This is a genomic window from Streptomyces sp. A0592 (genome assembly GCF_004795115.1).
In the GTDB taxonomy this organism is placed as follows: Bacteria; Actinomycetota; Actinomycetes; order Streptomycetales; family Streptomycetaceae; genus Streptomyces; species Streptomyces erythrochromogenes.
Genome location: NZ_SSBM01000012.1, coordinates 220,167 through 235,884, shown reverse-complemented (window position 1 = coordinate 235,884; position 15,718 = coordinate 220,167). Strand labels below are relative to the sequence as shown.

Sequence of the window (15,718 nt, the reverse complement as noted above, 5' to 3'; positions counted from 1 at the left end):
GCGCCCATCTCCCCCCGACCCGCACCGAACTGCCCACCCGCCTCGTCCCCCGCGGCTCGGGCGAACTCCCGCCGACGGGCTGACCCGTACCGGACGGCCCTCGGGCCGTCCGGGCACGCCGGTGGCCGTGAGGGTGGCCGAACGGCGCGGGATGGCGAAGGCGTCGAGCTCGGCGCGGGTCAGGCCGGTCAGCGCGGTGACCTCGTCGGCGCCCACGGCGCCGCAGTCGAGGCCGCGGACCAGGTACCCGGCCAGGGCCTTGGCGGTCGCGGGCTCGTCCATCACATCGCCCTCGATCTTGGCGACGTACGCCTTCAGGCGCGCGGCGGCGGCCTCGAGGCCCTCGCGGTAGAAGGTGAAGACGGCCGCGTAGCGGGTGGGCAGGTGCGCCGGGTGCATGTCCCAGCCCTGGTAGTAGGCGCGGGCCAGGGCACGGCGGGTCAGGCCGTAGTGGAGCTTCCAGCCCTCGTGGACCTTCTCGGTGGTGCCGATCGGCAGCACATTGGTGGAGCCGTCGGAGACGCGTACGCCGGTGCCGGCGGCCGCGACCTGCATGATCGCCTTCGCGTGGTCGGCGGCGGGGTGGTCGCTGGCCTGGTACGCGGCGGACACGCCGACGCAGGCGCTGTAGTCGAAGGTGCCGTAGTGCAGGCCGGTGGCGCGGCCCTTGGAGGCCTCGATCATCCGGGCGACGGTGGCGGTGCCGTCGGAGGCCAGGATGGACTGGCTGGTCTCGATCTGGATCTCGAAGCCGATCCGGCCCGGGCGCAGGCCGCGGGTGGTCTCGAAGGCCTCCAGCAGCTTGACGAAGGCGCTGACCTGCTCGGCGTAGGTGACCTTCGGGAGCGTCAGGACGAGGCCCTCGGGGAGGCCGCCGTGCTCCAGCAGACCGGAGAGGAAGATGTCCGTGGTGCGGATGCCGCGGTCGCGGACGTTGGACTCCATGCACTTCATGCGGATGCCCATGTACGGCGCGTTGGTGCCGTTGGAGAAGGCTTCCGAGACGAGGCGGGCGGCGCGCGCGGCGGCCTGGTCCTCCTCCTCGTCGGAGCGGACGCCGAAGCCGTCCTCGAAGTCGACGCGGAGGTCCTCGACGGGCTCGCGCAGGAGCTTGGCGCGGACGCGGTCGTAGACCGGTACGGCCAGTTCGTCGGAGATCCCGAGGACCTTGGCGAAGGTGGCGGCGTCCGGGGCGTGCCGGTCGAGCGCGGCCAGGGCCTGGTCGCCCCAGGAGCGGAGGGTGTCGGCGGCGAAGACGTCACCGGGCACGTAGACCGTGTGGATGGGCTGCCGGGTGCCGGGGTCGCCCGGGTAGTGGCGCGCGAGCTCCGCGTCCACCGGCGCGAGGGAGGCGCTGATGCCCTCGCTGACCGCGCCTGCGAGGCTCGTCGCCACCTTCTCCTGCTGACCCATCGTGCACTCTCCTCTTTTCCGCTTCACGGAAGCTTAGATCCGCATAGCAGAATTTAGTCACGCGGTTCCGCTCCGTCAATGGTCCCTCGGCCGCCCGGGGCAAACGACTCGGGGCCGCGCGGTGAGAATCACCACACGGCCCCGAGGAAGCGGTACTACGAAGAGAAGCGCAGGTCAGGCGGTCAGCCCTTGCGCGCCTTGATCTCGTCGGTCAGCTGCGGGACGACCGCGAAGAGGTCGCCGACCACGCCGTAGTCGACGAGGTCGAAGATCGGGGCCTCGGAGTCCTTGTTGATGGCCACGATGGTCTTCGAGGTCTGCATGCCGGCCCGGTGCTGGATCGCGCCCGAGATGCCGGAGGCGATGTAGAGCTGCGGGGAGACCGACTTGCCGGTCTGGCCGACCTGGTTGGTGTGCGGGTACCAGCCGGCGTCGACGGCGGCGCGCGAGGCGCCGACGGCCGCACCGAGGGAGTCCGCGAGGGCCTCGATGATGCCGAAGTTCTCGGCACCGTTGACGCCACGGCCGCCGGAGACCACGATCGCGGCCTCGGTCAGCTCGGGACGGCCGGTCGACTCGCGCGGGGTGCGGCCGGTGACCTTGGTACCGGTGGCCAGCGCGCCGAAGGTGACGGCGAGCGCCTCGACGGCGCCGGCGGCCGGAGCGGCCTCGACCGGGGCCGAGTTCGGCTTGACGGTGATGACCGGGGTGCCCTTGGAGACGCGGGACTTGGTGGTGAACGACGCGGCGAAGGCGGACTGCGTCGCGACCGGACCCTCGTCACCCGCCTCCAGGTCGACGGCGTCGGTGATGATGCCGGAGCCGATGCGCACGGCCAGGCGCGCGGCGATCTCCTTGCCCTCGGCGGAGGACGGGACGAGCACGGCCGCCGGGGAGACGGCGTCGTAGGCGGCCTGCAGCGCGTCCACCTTCGGTACGACGAGGTACTCGGCGAACTCGGGGGCGTCGGCGGTGAGGACCTTGACCGCGCCGTGCTCGGCGAGCACCGCGGCGGTGGCGTCGGCACCGGCGCCCAGGGCGACGGCGACGGGCTCGCCGATGCGGCGGGCCAGCGTCAGCAGCTCGAGGGTGGGCTTGCGGACGGCGCCGTCCACGTGGTCGACGTAGACGAGAACTTCAGCCATGGGACTGCTCTCCTGCTATTGCGAAGTGTCTGGGGGCTTTGAGGGGGATGACCGAAGCTCTTAGATGAACTTCTGGCCGGCCAGGAACTCGGCCAGCTGCTTGCCGCCCTCGCCCTCGTCCTTGACGATCGTGCCGGCGGTGCGGGCCGGGCGCTGCGCCGCGGAGTCGACCGCGGTCCAGGAGCCTTCCAGACCGACCTCGTCGGCCTCGATCTCCAGGTCCTCGAGGTCCCAGGACTCGACCGGCTTCTTCTTCGCGGCCATGATGCCCTTGAAGGACGGGTAGCGGGCCTCGCCCGACTGGTCCGTCACCGAGACGAGCGCGGGGAGGGAGGCCTCCAGCTGCTCGCTCGCGGTGTCGCCGTCACGGCGGCCGGTCACGGTGCCGTCCTCGACCTTGACCTCGGAGAGCAGGGTGACCTGCGGGACGCCCAGGCGCTCGGCCAGGATCGCCGGGAGGACGCCCATGGTGCCGTCGGTCGACGCCATGCCCGTGATGACCAGGTCGTAGCCGGCCTTCTCGATGGCCTTGGCGAGCACCAGCGAGGTGCCCATGACGTCCGTGCCGTGCAGGTCGTCGTCCTCGACGTGGACGGCCTTGTCGGCGCCCATCGACAGCGCCTTGCGCAGCGCGTCCTTGGCGTCCTCGGGGCCGATCGTCAGAACGGTGATCTCGACGTCGTCGTCCGAGTTCTCGGAGATCTGCAGCGCCTGCTCGACGGCGTACTCGTCGAGCTCCGACAGCAGGCCGTCGACGTCGTCACGGTTGACGGTCAAGTCCTCGGTGAACTGCCGGTCGCCAGTGGCGTCGGGCACGTACTTCACACAGACAACGATCCTCAGGCTCACGCCGGCTCTCCTACCGCATCGTCTTTTCGTGTACCGCCTTATGCAGGCAGCATAGGCGCCTTGTCGGGCGGATCCCGATCGGGGCGGCCCGCGCCCCGAAGGGAATGTTACTCGTCAGTACACCGTGGGTCCCACCAAGTCGCAAGGTCGGCGAACTGTGATCTGCCCAACGCCGCCCGGCCCGTCCCAGCAGGGACGATTCAGTCGCGCAGCGCGTTGAAGCGCCCCTGGTGGTACAGCAGCGGACGGCCTTCTCCGGCCGGATCCCCCACGACCGCCTGAGCGATGATCACACGGTGCTCCCCGGCGGGCACCCTCGCCACCACCCGGCAGACCAGCCACGCCAGTACGCCGTCCAGCACCGGAACCCCGTGCGGGCCGACGGCCCAGCCGGTGTCCGGCCCGAAACGGTCGGCTCCGCTCCGCGCGAAGAGGCCCGCCAGCTCCCGTTGGTGCTCGCCGAGTATGTGGACGCCGAGGTACTCGCTGTCGCGCACCGCGGGCCAGCTGGAGGCCCCGGTGCCGATCGTGAAGGACAGCAGCGGCGGATCGGCGGAGACGGAGTTCAGCGAGGTGGCGGTGAAACCCACCGGCCGGCCGCCGTCCTGGGCGGTGATCACGGCGACTCCGGCGGCGTGCTGCCGGAAGACGGAGCGCAGGAGGTCGGGCGAGCCGGGCTTTCCGGCGCCGGAAAGAGGGGAAGCGGCCGTCGGGACCGTCGGGGCCGTCGGAGCACTCATCAGGGTTCTGCCTTCTGCCGCAGGACACGCGGGCACAGTCGGGATCAGGGACGGGACGTTCAGTGATCCGGACAGCGCGCGCTCGCGTGGCGGACGAGGTCCACATGGAACCGTCCGTAGAGCAGGAGTTCATACCGCATACCGTCAGCCTGGCGATCTCCCGTGGACCCAGTCAAGCGGGATCGGGCAGATGTCAGGCGCGTCACGCGCTGTGCGGGCGTGCGCACCGGCGCGTCCGGTCCCCCGGGCCGGGGACGGGGCACGCTCCCGCCGACGGCTGCACCCCTCGTCATACGGCGGCGCCGAGCGCGGCTATCACGTCGGCCTTGCGCGGCATGCCGGCCGCCCGCCGCACGATGCGGCCCGCGGCGTCCAGCACGAGCACGGTCGGCGTCTTCTCGATCCCCAGGGCCCGCACCAGGTCGAGCCGCTCCTCGGCGTCGATCTCGACGTGTGCGACGCCGTCGACCATGCCCGCGACCTCGGCGAGGATCCGCCGGGTGGCCCGGCAGGGCTGGCAGAAGGCGCTGGAGAACTGCACCAGGGTCGCCCGGCGCCCCGGCTGCGCACCCAGTTCCGCGGCGCCCAGGCGTGCCGGCCCGCCGCCGGTCCGGTCGCCGGACCCGTCGCCCCGCCCGCCGTCCGGCCCGTCCTGCCGTCCGAGCACCCGCACTCCCGTCACACCGCCGCCTTCGTCTACGCACATGATCGTCGTACGCTCGTACGTGGATGGACACCGGGCGGGCCCACGGCATTCCCGGCGTGACGAGAATCTCCCCGGGCACGGGCGTCTGGACTGGCCAGCGGCCCTCGTTTGGGGCACCATCCCCAATGGTCGCGTACCTACGCTTCCGTAACTTCCGGCCGGGAGCACCTCCCCAGGCAGAAAGCGGGTCTCCCCATGGCTGAGCTCGTCTACCCTCCGGTGATCGGCGCCGCGCACGGCCTGTTCCGCGCGCTCGACATCCGCATCGACATGAAGGGCACCGAGAACATCCCCCGCAAGGGCGGTGCGGTCCTGGTGTCGAACCACATCGGATACCTCGACTTCATCTTCGCCGGCCTGACGGCGCGGCCGCAGAAGCGCCTGGTGCGCTTCATGGCGAAGGAGTCGGTGTTCCGGCACAAGGTGTCCGGCCCGCTGATGCGCGCGATGAAGCACATCCCGGTGGACCGCAAGCAGGGTGAGACGGCGTACCAGCACGCGCTGGAGTCGCTGCGTTCCGGTGAGATCATCGGCGTCTTCCCCGAGGCGACGATCTCCCAGTCCTTCACCCTGAAGAGCTTCAAGTCGGGTGCGGCCCGCATGGCGCAGGAGGCCGGCGTCCCGCTGATCCCGGTGGCGCTGTGGGGCACGCAGCGGCTGTGGACCAAGGGCCGCCCGAAGAACCTCAAGCGCAGCCACATCCCGGTGACGATGCGGGTGGGCGAGCCGATCGAGGCTCCCACCGACCAGTACGCCGGGGCGATCACGCGGCGACTGCGCGAGCGCGTGCAGGAGCTGCTGGACGCGGCCCAGCGCGCCTACCCGGAGAAGCCGCGGGGCACCGAGGACTCCTGGTGGCTGCCGGCCCACCTGGGCGGTACGGCCCCGACCGCGGCCCAGGTGCGCGAAGCGGGCTGAGCCCCCTTCCCGCAGCCTGGTGCGGCTCCGCCCCGCGAGGGAGCGGAGCCACTGCTCAGCCGTGACGGGTCCGGCCGTCGTCGGTCGTGGTGCCGGGCGGGCCGCAGGGGGCGGCGATGCACTGCCACTCCGGGTTCTTCGGAACGTGCACCCCGCCGTCGGAACCGCCCTTGCCCGGCCGGTGCTTGCCGGACCCGGCCCTGTCGGGGCTGATCTTGATGCGGCCGTCACCGCTGGGCGAGGTCCGCATCAGGGTGGAGTCATCGCTCCGGTCACCGCCTCCGCCGTCCGCCAGGACCGCGTGCGGGGCGGCCGGGGCGGCGGCGAATGCGGTCGTCGGCACCAGCACGGCTCCGGCGGCCAGGGCGCTCGTGGCCGCGAACAGGGCCAGGCGGCGCGTTCGAAAGGGGTGGGTCATGACGGTTCTCCTCCGACGAGAGAGCGGGACGGACCTCTGCAGTACCTCCAGTACGCCCCGCCCCTCGCCGCCCGTCACGCCCCTGCATCCCGTGGCTTGACAGCCGTCGTCGCGCAGGCACACGTTCCCACCAGGCGGAACCCCTGATGACGGATGAGGCCCCACTGGCCCTCGCAGGCAGATCGCCCTTCTCCGGCAGGCGCAGGGCTGAGGCACACCGCCGGGACGCCCCGGCCACAGCACTAGAGCTCGGTCGGGAGCCTCCGCCACAGATCCTGGCGGTCGGCGGATTCGCGGAGGGCCGCGAGGACGGCCGGATGCGGGGCCGCGTACAGCCCGGGGTAGTCGGCCTCGCCCAGTTCCGGGCGGACGGGGAACGCCAGGCGCTCCTCGGCGAGATCGAACCGCGCGTCCACCCCGGGCCTGTTCCCGCGCGGGTCGAGCCGGCTCCAGCGGTCTCCGCCGGGCAGGCGCAGGGCGATCAGCCCGTGGACGAGCGGGTTCGCGCCGTCGTCGTCGGCGAGTCGCTGGTAGCACAGCCCGGCCGGGATCCCCTGGGCGCGCAGCAGGGCGACCAGTGCGTGGGACTTGGCATGGCAGATGCCGTTGCGCGTGTCCAGCACGTCGGAGGCCCGCCAGGAGACCCGCGGGTCCCCCGAGTCGGCCGAGTGCGGGATGGTGTCGCGAACGAACTCGAAAGCGGCTGCGGCGTATGAGTATGCATCGCCGGTGGTGGACCAGAGGGCGTCCGCGGTGTCCTGCACGAGGGGATGCCAGTGGTCGATGGCTTCGTCAGAGGCCAAGTATGCGAAGACGTCGGGGTTCTGCCGGATCAGCTGCATGGCGCGGAGCATAGGCATGCCACCCACCGCCAATCAATGGATTTACGGTGAGTGGCATAGCTATGCAGATATGCGGGGAGGTCTACCGGCTAGCGGGCGAGCTCCTCCTTGAGGGCCTGGAGGAAGCCGTCCACGTCCTCCTCCTGGGTGTCGAAGCCGCACATCCAGCGGACGTCACCCGCGGCCTCGTCCCAGAAGTAGAAGCGGAAACGCTTCTGCAGGCGCCGCGACACCTCGTGCGGCAGCCGTGCGAACACCGCGTTCGCCTGCACCGGGTAGAGGATCTCCACGCCGTCGGTCTCGCGGACCCCGGCGGCCAGCCGCTGCGCCATGTCGTTGGCGTGGCGGGCGTTGCGCAGCCACAGGTCCTTGGCCAGCAGTGCTTCCAGCTGCACCGACACGAAGCGCATCTTCGACGCGAGTTGCATCGACATCTTGCGGATGTGCTTCATCTGCCGGACCGCGTCCGGGTTGAGCACGACGATGGCCTCGCCGAACATCATGCCGTTCTTGGTGCCGCCGTAGGACAGCACGTCGACGCCGACCGTGTTCGTGAAGGTGCGCATCGGCACGTCGAGCGAGGCCGCGGCGTTGGCTATCCGGGCGCCGTCGAGGTGGACCTTCATGCCGAGCCCGTGGGCGTGGTCGCAGATGGCCTTGATCTCGTCCGGCGTGTAGACCGTGCCGAGCTCGGTGTTCTGCGTGATCGAGACGACCTGCGGCATCGCGCGGTGCTCGTCCTCGAAGCCCCAGGCCTCCTGGTCGATCAGCTCGGGCGTGAGCTTGCCGTCCGGGGTGGGTACGGCGAGCAGCTTGAGCCCGGCCATCCGCTCCGGCGCGCCGCCCTCGTCCACGTTGATGTGGGCGCTCTTGGCGCAGATCACGGCGCCCCAGCGGTCGGTCATCGCCTGGAGGGCGGTGACGTTCGCGCCGGTGCCGTTGAAGACCGGGAAGGCCTCCGCGTACGGGCCGAAGTGGCTGCGGATGATCTTCTGCAGGTATTCGGTGTACTCGTCCTCGCCGTAGGAGATCTGGTGACCTTCGTTGGCGAGGGCGAGGGCCTCCAGGATCTCCGGATGGACCCCCGCGTAGTTGTCGCTGGCGAAGCCGCGCACTGCCGGATCGTGGTGCCGGCGGGCATCGGTCTTCACGGTTGCGGAGTGAGCCACAGACGCTGTCCGTTCACATCGATGGCGGGCCGCTCCCACACGCCGGCGATGGCCTCGGCCAGCTCCTTCACGTCGGTGAAGCCCGCGAACTTCGCATTGGGACGCTCGGCGCGCATCGCGTCGTGCACCAGTGCCTTGATGACCAGGATCGCAGCTGCTGCGCCGGGACCCTCGTCACCCCCCGCCTTGCGGAAGGAGTCCGCCATGGCGAGGGTCCAGGCCTCGGCGGCCGCCTTGCCCGCGTTGTACGCGGCGTTGTTCGCGACCGGCTTGTGCGCGCCGGACTGGCTCACCAGGACGTAGCGCCCGCGGTCGCTGCGCAGCAGCCCGTCGTGGAACGCCAGCGAGGTGTGCTGGACCGTGCGGATGAGGAGCTTCTCCAGGAAGGCCCAGTCGGCGAGGTCGACGTCGGTGAAGGTCTTGCTGCCGCGCCAGCCGCCGACGAGGTGGACCAGGCCGTCGATCCGCCCGAACTCCTTCTCGGTTTGCTCGGCCCACGCCTTGGTGGCGTCCAGGTCGAGCAGGTCCACGGTGTCACCGGTGATGGTGGCGCCGCCGTGGGCGTAGCGTGCCGCGTCCACGGCTTCCGCGAGCCGCGCCGGATCGGCGTCGGACGCGACGACGGTCGCGCCCGCCTCGGCGAGGCGGAGCAGGGCGGCGCGGCCGGCGGGGCCGCCGGCCCCGGCCACCGCCACCACCGCTCCGTGCAGCTTTCCGTTGCCGTTCCCGGAGCCGTTCATCTGTGCAGCCTCCTGTGGGCGAGTGCTCACGCGGCGACCCGCTCGGCGTGCTCGGCGTTCAGAGCGGTGATGCCCTTGGTCGAGGCGATGGTGCCCTTGAGCTTCTTGGCGAGCGCCTCAAAGAACATGCTGAGCGGAAACTCGTCCGGAAGCACGTCGTCGACGAGCTTGCGCGGCGGCTGCGTCAGGTCGAGCGCGTCGGCGCCCTTGGCCCACTTGGAACCGGGGTGCGGGGCGAGGTACGTCGAGACGAGCTCGTAGGCCTTGAACCAGTGGACCAGCTTCGGGCGGTCGATCCCGGCCCGGTAGAGGTCCTCGATGTCGGCGCAGAGCTGGTTGGTGACCTGCGGGGCACGCATCCAGTCGATCTTCAGCTTGTTGTCCGTCCAGCGCACGACGTCGTGCTTGTGGAGGTAGGCGAAGAGCAGCTGGCCGCCGAGACCGTCGTAGTTGCGGTTGCGGTCGCCGGAGACCGGGAAGCGGAACATCCGGTCGAAGAGGACGGCGTACTGCACGTCACGGCCGTGCTCGTTGCCCTCGGACTCCAGCTTCACGGCCTCCTTGAAGGCGGTGAGGTCGCAGCGCAGCTCCTCCAGGCCGTACATCCAGAACGGCTGTCGCTGCTTGATCATGAAGGGGTCGAACGGCAGGTCGCCGTGGCTGTGGGTGCGGTCGTGGACCATGTCCCACAGGACGAAGGCCTTCTCGCAGCGCTCCTGGTCGTCGACCATGCGCGCGATGTCCTCGGGCAGTTCGATGCCGAGGATGTCGACGGCGGCCGCGGTCACCTTGCGGTAGCGGGCGGCCTCGCGGTCGCAGAAGATGCCGCCCCAGGTGAAGCGCTCGGGGGCCTCGCGCACGGCGATGGTCTCCGGGAACAGCACGGCGGAGTGCGTGTCGTAGCCGGGGGTGAAGTCCTCGAAGGTGATGCCGAGGAAGAGGGGGTTGTCGTAGCGGGTGCGCTCCAGCTCGGAGAGCCACTCGGGCCACACCATCTTCAGCACGACGGCCTCGAGGTTGCGGTCGGGGTTGCCGTTCTGCGTGTACATCGGGAAGACGACCAGGTGCTGCAGGCCGTCGGCGCGCTCGGCGGCCGGGTGGAAGGCCATCAGCGAGTCGAGGAAGTCCGGCACGCGGAAGTCGTCCGCGGCCCACTTGCGCAGGTCGGCGATGAGCGCCCGGTGGTACGCGGTGGCGTGCGGGAGCAGCGGGGACAGCGTCTCGACGGCGCCGATCACGCGCTCGACCGCGGCCAGGACGGTGGCGCGGGCGTGGGCGCCCTCCGCCTCGAAGTCGATGGAACCGTCGGCGGCCTGCCAGGGGCGGATCTCCTCCACGGCGGCCTTGAGCTCGGGCCACGCAGGGTGGTCTACCACCCGCGCCCCAGCGGATATCACGGCACCGCCGACGCCCGGCACAAGAGTTTCCGTCATGTCACTTCCTCCACAGGAGAACCTCACGTCCGCACAGCGTATGCGTGCGAGGCTCTCCTACTCAAGAGGCGATTCGGGAAATTATCCTGCGTCACCCCCTGCTTCACCGAAAGTCTTCCCGTTCTTCAGGGTGGAACTGATAGCTCCGCCCAGTCGCGCCATGGCTTCACTTGCCTGTGGCAGTACCCCGGCCAGTCCCAGGAAGCCGTGGAACATGCCGGGGTGGCTGTCCAGAGCCGACCGGATCCCGGCCCGCGTCAGCCGGCGGTGGTACGCGCGGCCGTCGTCCCGCAGCGGATCGCACCCGGCGACCACCAGGTGGGCGGGCGGCATACCGGTGAGGTCCGCGCGCAGGGGGGAGGCCAGCGGGTGACGGCCGTCGCCGCCGGGGCCCAGGTACTGCTCCCAGAACCAGCGCATGTGCGCGGCGGTCAGGAAGCAGCCCTCGGCGGCGGTCCGGTACGACGCCCGGTCCTGGGCGGCGTCCAGCGCGGGATACGCCAGCGCCTGGAGTGCGACCGCCGGCCCGCCGCGCTCGCGGGCGAGCAGCAGCGAGGCGGCCGCCAGATTGCCGCCCGAGCTGTCCCCGGCCACGACCAGGGCGTCCGGATCGCCGCCCAGCTCGTCCAGGTGGTCGCCGGCCCAGCACAGCGCGGCGTGGGCGTCCTCCGCGGCCGCCGGGAAACGGTGCTCGGGTGCCCGCCGGTAGTCCACCGAGACCACGGCGGCGCCGGCCGCGCGCACCAGGTGGCGGGCGGTGGTGTCGTGGGTGTCCAGGTCGCACAGGACCCACCCGCCGCCGTGGCAGAAGACGACCGTCGGACGGGGCCCCGGCCGGCGCCCGGGGTCGGGCAGGTAGATCCGCACGGGTACGGGCGGGGCCCCGGGCGGACCGGGGACGGTCCGGTCCCGGGTGGCGCCGACGTGCGGCGGGTCTGCGGCCGGACGCGGCGCCGCCGCCAGGATCCGCCGGGCCTCGTCGGCCCGGGTGACGGTGCGGCCGAGGTCCGGGAACGCGGCGGCGAGGGCGTCGACGCAGCGCAGTGCGGCCGGGTCGAGTCGGTCCCGGGCGGTCGCGGAGCGTGCGGCGGGCGCGGCGGGCGCGGGCAGCTCCGGGAGCTCGGCCATCACAGGCTCCGGAAGTGCGGGATGACCTTATCGCCCCACTGGCGCAGGGTCTCCATGCAGGCTTCCTGCTCCACCGTGCCCATCTGGATCAGGCACATGATCTCGTCGGCCCCGGCCTCCCGGAGCCGCTCCACGTAGGCGATGGCGTCGTCGGCCGTCCCGTAGGCGTGGTCGGCGTTGAAGGTGGCCGTCGAGGTCGGCCGGACCGGGATGTCCAGCTCGTGCAGCCGCGCCACCACCTGCTCGGCGGCCCTGCGCATCTCCCCCGCCTCGTCGGCGCCCGCGACGACGGCCTCGTCGGGGACGCCCGCGCCGCCGTACCAGTGCCCGATGGACTGGGCGAAGAAGCGCTGGCCCCGGATGCCGATCCGCCGCGCCCGTTCGCCGTCGTCGAGCACGATGGTCGGGCAGAGCACGGAGAAGTGGTCGTTCACCACCGTGGACACGAAGCGGCTCCCGTCCCGCCCGGCGATCGCGGCGTCGTAGACGGACCTCATCTGCGCGATCGACGCGGGCCCGGCGAAGCCCATCACCAGCGCTCCGATGCCCAGCTCGGCCGCTTGGACCAGCGTCTCGCCGCGGCTGCACGCCAGGAACAACGGCGGGTGCGGGGTCTGCCGGGGCCTCGGCAGGATGGGGTGCGGATCGATGTCGACCAGTTCGCCGTGGTACTCCAGCTCCTCCTCCTGCCACGCCCGGCCGATGATCCGCAGGGCCTCCTCGACCTCCGCCGCGGTCCGCTCCTTGTCCACCCCGCACAGCGAGGTCTCCTGTTCCGTGCCTCCGCGCCCGGCACCGAGGTCGAGGCGGCCGCCGGAGAGCAGGTCGAGCATCGCGGCCCGCTCGGCGACCCGCACCGGGTGGTTGAAGTTGAAGGGCATGCACACCACCCCGTGCCCGATGCGTATGGTGTGCGTCCTGGCCGCGACCCAGGTCAGGAAGATCTCCGGCGCAAACATTCTATTGCGCATACCAAGTTGGGTACTCTGAGCTATGCCGATCGACCCCGAGTACCTGCACGCAGTCCACAAAGGCCCCTTCACCGCCTGCCTGTACTGCCGCGCCAGCCGCGACCCTAAAAAGAAGGGCCGCAGCGTCACGGCCCAGTTGAAGGAAGGCCGCGAACTGTGCGCCCGGTTCGGCTGGCCCGTCGTCGACGAATTCAAAGACATCGGCATCTCCGCCAGCCGCCACGCGCGCGTCGCCCGCGACGAATTCGAGGCAATGCTCGACGGCATCCGGGCCGGCCGGTACCGCATCGTCGTGGCCTTCGAGGCCTCCCGCTACTACCGCGACCTGGAGGCCTACGTCCGGCTGCGGAGCGCCTGCCACGACGCCGGGGTCCTGCTGTACTACAAGGGCCAGGTCTACGACCTCTCGAAGTCTGCGGACCGCAAGGCCACCGCGCAGGACGCGGTGCAAGCCGAGAGCGAAGCCGAGGACATCCGGGACCGGAACCTGCGCACCGCCCGCCAGGCAGCCGAAGCGGGGAAGCCGTGGGGGCCGGTCCCGGATGGCTACAAGCGGCGCTACGACCCCGACAGCGGCGACCTGATCGAGCAGTACGAGCACCCCGTCCAGGGCCCCCTCGTCCGCAGGATCTGGGAGGAGGCCGAGTCCGGGAAGTCCTTGCGGTCGATCGCCCGGGACCTGAACGAGGGCGGCCACCTGACCCAGAAGGGCAAGCCGTGGCAGGACTGGCACGTCCGCACGCTCCTGACGAACCCGCAGTACATGGGGCGTCGCAAGTTCCAGGGTCAGGACTACCGGCAGGGCACGTGGCCGGCGCTCGTCACGCCGGAGCGGTACGAGGCGGTGCAGGCGATCCTGTCGATGGAGGGTCGGGCCTGGGCTACGGACCTGACGCCGGTGCACCTGCTGTCCGGGATCGGGCTGTGCGGCGGGCACCCGGAGTTGCAGGCGACGAACAGCGAGCCTGTGCTGCGCGGCTACGTGAACCGGACGTACCCGTCGCTGAAGTGCAGCGAGCGGGCGCACGTGACGATCAGCGAGCCGCGGATGAACGCGTATGTCGAAGAGGGGCTCCTCGCATACCTGTCCCGGGACGAGAACCGGGACGTGTTCCGGAAGGCCAACGACGACGGGGGTGAGGTGTCGGCGGCGCGGGCCCGGCTGCAGGCGCTGGAGCGGCAGTTGGAGGAGGCCCATGAGGCTGCGGCGACGTTCGACCGGGACGGTGTGCCGACGCTGTCGATCGCGGGCCTGTCGGCGTTGGAAGCACGCCTCACGCCGCTGATCGCCACGGCGAAGGCGGCGTCCCGTCCGCGGGTGGTTCCGGCGGTCCTGATGGATCTGCTGGAGTCGGATGACCCTGAGGTGCTGTGGGGGCGTTACGACTTGCAGCAACAGCGGGCCGTGGTCCGGCTGTGCGTGACGGTGCGCCTGCACGCCGCGTCCCACAAGGGGGCCCGGACTCTGGAGCCGGGGCGGATCACGATGTCGTGGTACGGGCAGCCGGGCTTTATGGGCGGCCGACCTCGCGGTCGCGCGCTGCCGGAGCTGCCTGAGCAGCGTCTGCCGGGTGAGCTGTAGCCCGCTCGCGGGTGGGGCTGGCGGGGCCGGGGAAAGGAACGACCCGGCCCTCGTGCTGCTGGTGGGGAGCGGTATCGACGACGCCGCGGCGGCCGTGGTCGAGTCCGACGAGGTAGGCCTGAATCTTGATGCTGGCGCGCTCATCGTCGACTTCCTGGTGCAGCCGGACCCGTTCGGTGCGGAGCTGGGAGTGCAGCGCCGCGCGCTCTGCTTCGAGGTCGCGCATACGGCGGTCGTGCTCCGCGATTTGGGCGCCCTGGGCTGCCAGGTATCGGGCGTGCTCGTCGGCGGTGTCGCGGCGGGCCGCAGCGAGGGCTGCGCGTTCGGCGCTGGTGTCGGTGGTCCAGAGCCGCACCTTCGCGAGGATGAGGAGCGCGGCGGAGGTAAGGCCGGCGAGGCCGCCACCGATGGAGGACGCGATGTGGTCTTCTACGATGCCGTAGGCGACGATCCCGGCTGCGATGAGCATCACGAGGCCGGCCGCGAGGGCTCCGAGCTTGGCGCGTGTGGCTGTGTCGTGCATCCGTACCCCCGCCTATCCCTGGGCTGCTGCACCCCCGCCGTCGTCGGCGTCGCGCTCGTCCTGAAATCGCTGCTGCCGCTCGACCGCCGCCCGGAGCATCTCGCGCGCCAAGGGGTCGGAAAGGCCAAGGGCATTTGCCGCTTCGTCGAGAGTGATTGAATCCGAGCCTACCCCTGTTACCCCTGTTTGGGAGGGGGTTGACAGTGACTCAGGGGAAGCAATCCCTGACTCGATGAGGAGGTCGCGCAGCTCAAGGCCAACGGCCTTGGCGATGCGTTCGTACGCCCATGGGTCGGGCAGTGTCTGGCCGGAAAGCATCCGCCCGACAGCTGTCTCTGTCATGCCCATCTCGCGCGCCAGGTCTGCCTTTGTGCCGCGCCTGTTGAGGTCGTAGCCCGCCCGTTGGGCCGCCTCTGACACGAGCCTGCCGAACCGCGCCCGAACCGATTCACTCCGCATGGGGGCACGGTATCTCGCCCGCGAGCAACATGCAGCTATCTGGCGCGCGCGCAAGGATGCAGGTCAGGGCCCTTTTCAGGCATGCGTGCACCGTAACACAGAAAGTCGCACGCGTATTCGATTCGAGAAAACACACCGCCTTCACAACTTCTTGCTTGCGCGCAAGACAGAAACAGCGCTACCTTTCTAGCGAGCGAGACAGAAAGTCTGGCTCCTCCGCAAGGAAGGGGGTGTAACCCAATGCCCTACCGACTGCGCATCGACCGACTGCGCGACGCCGCCCGCGAGGCCGGCGACGAGCGCGGCACCGACATCGCCAAGCGCACCGGTATCTCGGAATCGGCCGTCTCCCGCATGCTGCGCGGCCACTCCACCCCGGGGCTCGCCACGATCATGAAGCTCCGCGACAGCTACGGGCTCACGCAGAAGGACCTCGTCGAAGAGGTCGCCGCGTGACCCGCGCCGAGCGCCTCGCGCTCCTCGGGCCCGCCGTCGTCGAGCACGTCCGCCGCGAGGCCGAGGCCGCGCCGCCGATGCCGCCCGAACTGATCGCCGCACTGCGGCCGATCCTCACCAACCCGGCCAAGCGCCGCACGCCGACCGCGGACTCCGCGCCGGCCGCCGCCTGAGCCACGCAAAAGGGGTCGCTCCGACTTCCCGGCCTGAGCGACCCCGGCATTCC

At 70.9% G+C, this 15,718-nt stretch carries 17 protein-coding genes; 5 read left to right on the top strand and 12 right to left on the bottom strand.

Features of this window, described 5'->3' with window-relative positions:
* From E6U81_RS19820 to E6U81_RS19800, 5 genes are all read right to left on the bottom strand, one after another.
* A partial coding sequence (locus E6U81_RS19820; protein WP_240803912.1) for an HpcH/HpaI aldolase/citrate lyase family protein occupies positions 1-1,413 on the bottom strand: 1,413 nt, incomplete at its 3' end.
* Between the two features lie 182 nt (positions 1,414-1,595).
* Complete coding sequence (locus E6U81_RS19815) at positions 1,596-2,558, bottom strand: electron transfer flavoprotein subunit alpha/FixB family protein (protein ID WP_136231431.1); 963 nt, start codon at positions 2,556-2,558, stop codon at positions 1,596-1,598.
* 60 nt (positions 2,559-2,618) lie between these two features.
* Positions 2,619-3,407 carry an electron transfer flavoprotein subunit beta/FixA family protein gene (locus E6U81_RS19810; protein ID WP_136231430.1) on the bottom strand — a complete coding sequence of 263 codons (789 nt, stop codon included), beginning with the start codon at positions 3,405-3,407 and terminating at the stop codon, positions 2,619-2,621.
* Between the two features lie 200 nt (positions 3,408-3,607).
* Complete coding sequence (locus E6U81_RS19805) at positions 3,608-4,147, bottom strand: flavin reductase family protein (protein ID WP_136231429.1); 540 nt, start codon at positions 4,145-4,147, stop codon at positions 3,608-3,610.
* Between the two features lie 289 nt (positions 4,148-4,436).
* The gene (locus tag E6U81_RS19800; protein WP_136231428.1) at positions 4,437-4,853 is read right to left on the bottom strand and encodes a thioredoxin family protein; all 417 of its coding nucleotides are present in this window, start codon (positions 4,851-4,853) and stop codon (positions 4,437-4,439) included.
* Positions 4,854-5,048: 195 nt separating this feature from the next.
* Between E6U81_RS19800 and E6U81_RS19795 the strand changes: the two genes are divergently transcribed.
* Entirely contained in the window at positions 5,049-5,771 is a 723-nt protein-coding gene (locus tag E6U81_RS19795; protein WP_030657609.1) for a lysophospholipid acyltransferase family protein, read from the top strand.
* Positions 5,772-5,826: 55 nt separating this feature from the next.
* Here the strand turns inward: E6U81_RS19795 and E6U81_RS19790 are convergent, their stop codons facing one another.
* From E6U81_RS19790 to E6U81_RS19760, 7 genes are all read right to left on the bottom strand, one after another.
* Entirely contained in the window at positions 5,827-6,189 is a 363-nt protein-coding gene (locus tag E6U81_RS19790) for a hypothetical protein (RefSeq protein WP_136231427.1), read from the bottom strand.
* 242 nt (positions 6,190-6,431) lie between these two features.
* Positions 6,432-7,031, bottom strand: coding sequence for a transglutaminase-like domain-containing protein (locus E6U81_RS19785; RefSeq protein ID WP_136231426.1), 600 nt, complete (start codon positions 7,029-7,031; stop codon positions 6,432-6,434).
* An 89-nt stretch (positions 7,032-7,120) separates the two neighbouring features.
* Positions 7,121-8,182 carry a low specificity L-threonine aldolase gene (locus tag E6U81_RS19780; RefSeq protein WP_206309972.1) on the bottom strand — a complete coding sequence of 354 codons (1,062 nt, stop codon included), beginning with the start codon at positions 8,180-8,182 and terminating at the stop codon, positions 7,121-7,123.
* Positions 8,179-8,940, bottom strand: a complete 762-nt coding sequence (locus E6U81_RS19775; RefSeq protein WP_136231424.1) for an SDR family NAD(P)-dependent oxidoreductase — start codon at positions 8,938-8,940, stop codon at positions 8,179-8,181. Before E6U81_RS19775 ends, E6U81_RS19780 begins: the two co-directional genes overlap by 4 nt.
* Positions 8,941-8,966: 26 nt before the next feature.
* Positions 8,967-10,373, bottom strand: a complete 1,407-nt coding sequence (locus tag E6U81_RS19770) for a DUF6421 family protein (protein ID WP_136231423.1) — start codon at positions 10,371-10,373, stop codon at positions 8,967-8,969.
* An 81-nt stretch (positions 10,374-10,454) separates the two neighbouring features.
* Positions 10,455-11,501, bottom strand: coding sequence for an alpha/beta hydrolase (locus tag E6U81_RS19765; RefSeq protein WP_136231422.1), 1,047 nt, complete (start codon positions 11,499-11,501; stop codon positions 10,455-10,457).
* On the bottom strand, positions 11,501-12,472 hold the full coding sequence (locus E6U81_RS19760) for an LLM class flavin-dependent oxidoreductase (protein ID WP_136231421.1): 972 nt from the start codon (positions 12,470-12,472) through the stop codon (positions 11,501-11,503). The genes E6U81_RS19765 and E6U81_RS19760 overlap by 1 nt, the downstream gene beginning before the upstream one ends.
* 22 nt (positions 12,473-12,494) lie before the next feature.
* Between E6U81_RS19760 and E6U81_RS19755 the strand changes: the two genes are divergently transcribed.
* The 4 genes from E6U81_RS19755 to E6U81_RS39930 all read left to right on the top strand — a co-directional run bounded on the left by E6U81_RS19755 (position 12,495) and on the right by E6U81_RS39930 (position 15,665).
* Positions 12,495-14,054, top strand: coding sequence for a recombinase family protein (locus tag E6U81_RS19755; protein ID WP_136231420.1), 1,560 nt, complete (start codon positions 12,495-12,497; stop codon positions 14,052-14,054).
* Positions 14,055-14,106: 52 nt separating this feature from the next.
* Entirely contained in the window at positions 14,107-14,736 is a 630-nt protein-coding gene (locus E6U81_RS19750; RefSeq protein ID WP_136231419.1) for a hypothetical protein, read from the top strand.
* Positions 14,737-15,276: 540 nt separating this feature from the next.
* Positions 15,277-15,492, top strand: a complete 216-nt coding sequence (locus tag E6U81_RS19745) for a helix-turn-helix transcriptional regulator (RefSeq protein WP_136231418.1) — start codon at positions 15,277-15,279, stop codon at positions 15,490-15,492.
* A complete protein-coding gene (locus tag E6U81_RS39930) occupies positions 15,489-15,665 on the top strand; it encodes a hypothetical protein (RefSeq protein ID WP_168714681.1) in 177 nt (58 codons plus the stop codon). The genes E6U81_RS19745 and E6U81_RS39930 overlap by 4 nt, the downstream gene beginning before the upstream one ends.
* The last annotated feature ends 53 nt before the right edge of the window (positions 15,666-15,718 follow it).

Coding starts and splice junctions, on each gene's coding strand:
- E6U81_RS19815 (WP_136231431.1), bottom strand. CDS start 2,558: ATGGCTGAAGTTCTCGTCTACGTCGACCACGTGGACGGCGCCGTCCGC.
- E6U81_RS19805 (WP_136231429.1), bottom strand. CDS start 4,147: ATGAGTGCTCCGACGGCCCCGACGGTCCCGACGGCCGCTTCCCCTCTT.
- E6U81_RS19800 (WP_136231428.1), bottom strand. CDS start 4,853: ATGTGCGTAGACGAAGGCGGCGGTGTGACGGGAGTGCGGGTGCTCGGA.
- E6U81_RS19795 (WP_030657609.1), top strand. CDS start 5,049: ATGGCTGAGCTCGTCTACCCTCCGGTGATCGGCGCCGCGCACGGCCTG.
- E6U81_RS19790 (WP_136231427.1), bottom strand. CDS start 6,189: ATGACCCACCCCTTTCGAACGCGCCGCCTGGCCCTGTTCGCGGCCACG.
- E6U81_RS19785 (WP_136231426.1), bottom strand. CDS start 7,031: ATGCAGCTGATCCGGCAGAACCCCGACGTCTTCGCATACTTGGCCTCT.
- E6U81_RS19775 (WP_136231424.1), bottom strand. CDS start 8,940: ATGAACGGCTCCGGGAACGGCAACGGAAAGCTGCACGGAGCGGTGGTG.
- E6U81_RS19770 (WP_136231423.1), bottom strand. CDS start 10,373: ATGACGGAAACTCTTGTGCCGGGCGTCGGCGGTGCCGTGATATCCGCT.
- E6U81_RS19765 (WP_136231422.1), bottom strand. CDS start 11,501: ATGGCCGAGCTCCCGGAGCTGCCCGCGCCCGCCGCGCCCGCCGCACGC.
- E6U81_RS19760 (WP_136231421.1), bottom strand. CDS start 12,472: ATGCGCAATAGAATGTTTGCGCCGGAGATCTTCCTGACCTGGGTCGCG.
- E6U81_RS19755 (WP_136231420.1), top strand. CDS start 12,495: ATGCCGATCGACCCCGAGTACCTGCACGCAGTCCACAAAGGCCCCTTC.
- E6U81_RS19745 (WP_136231418.1), top strand. CDS start 15,277: ATGCCCTACCGACTGCGCATCGACCGACTGCGCGACGCCGCCCGCGAG.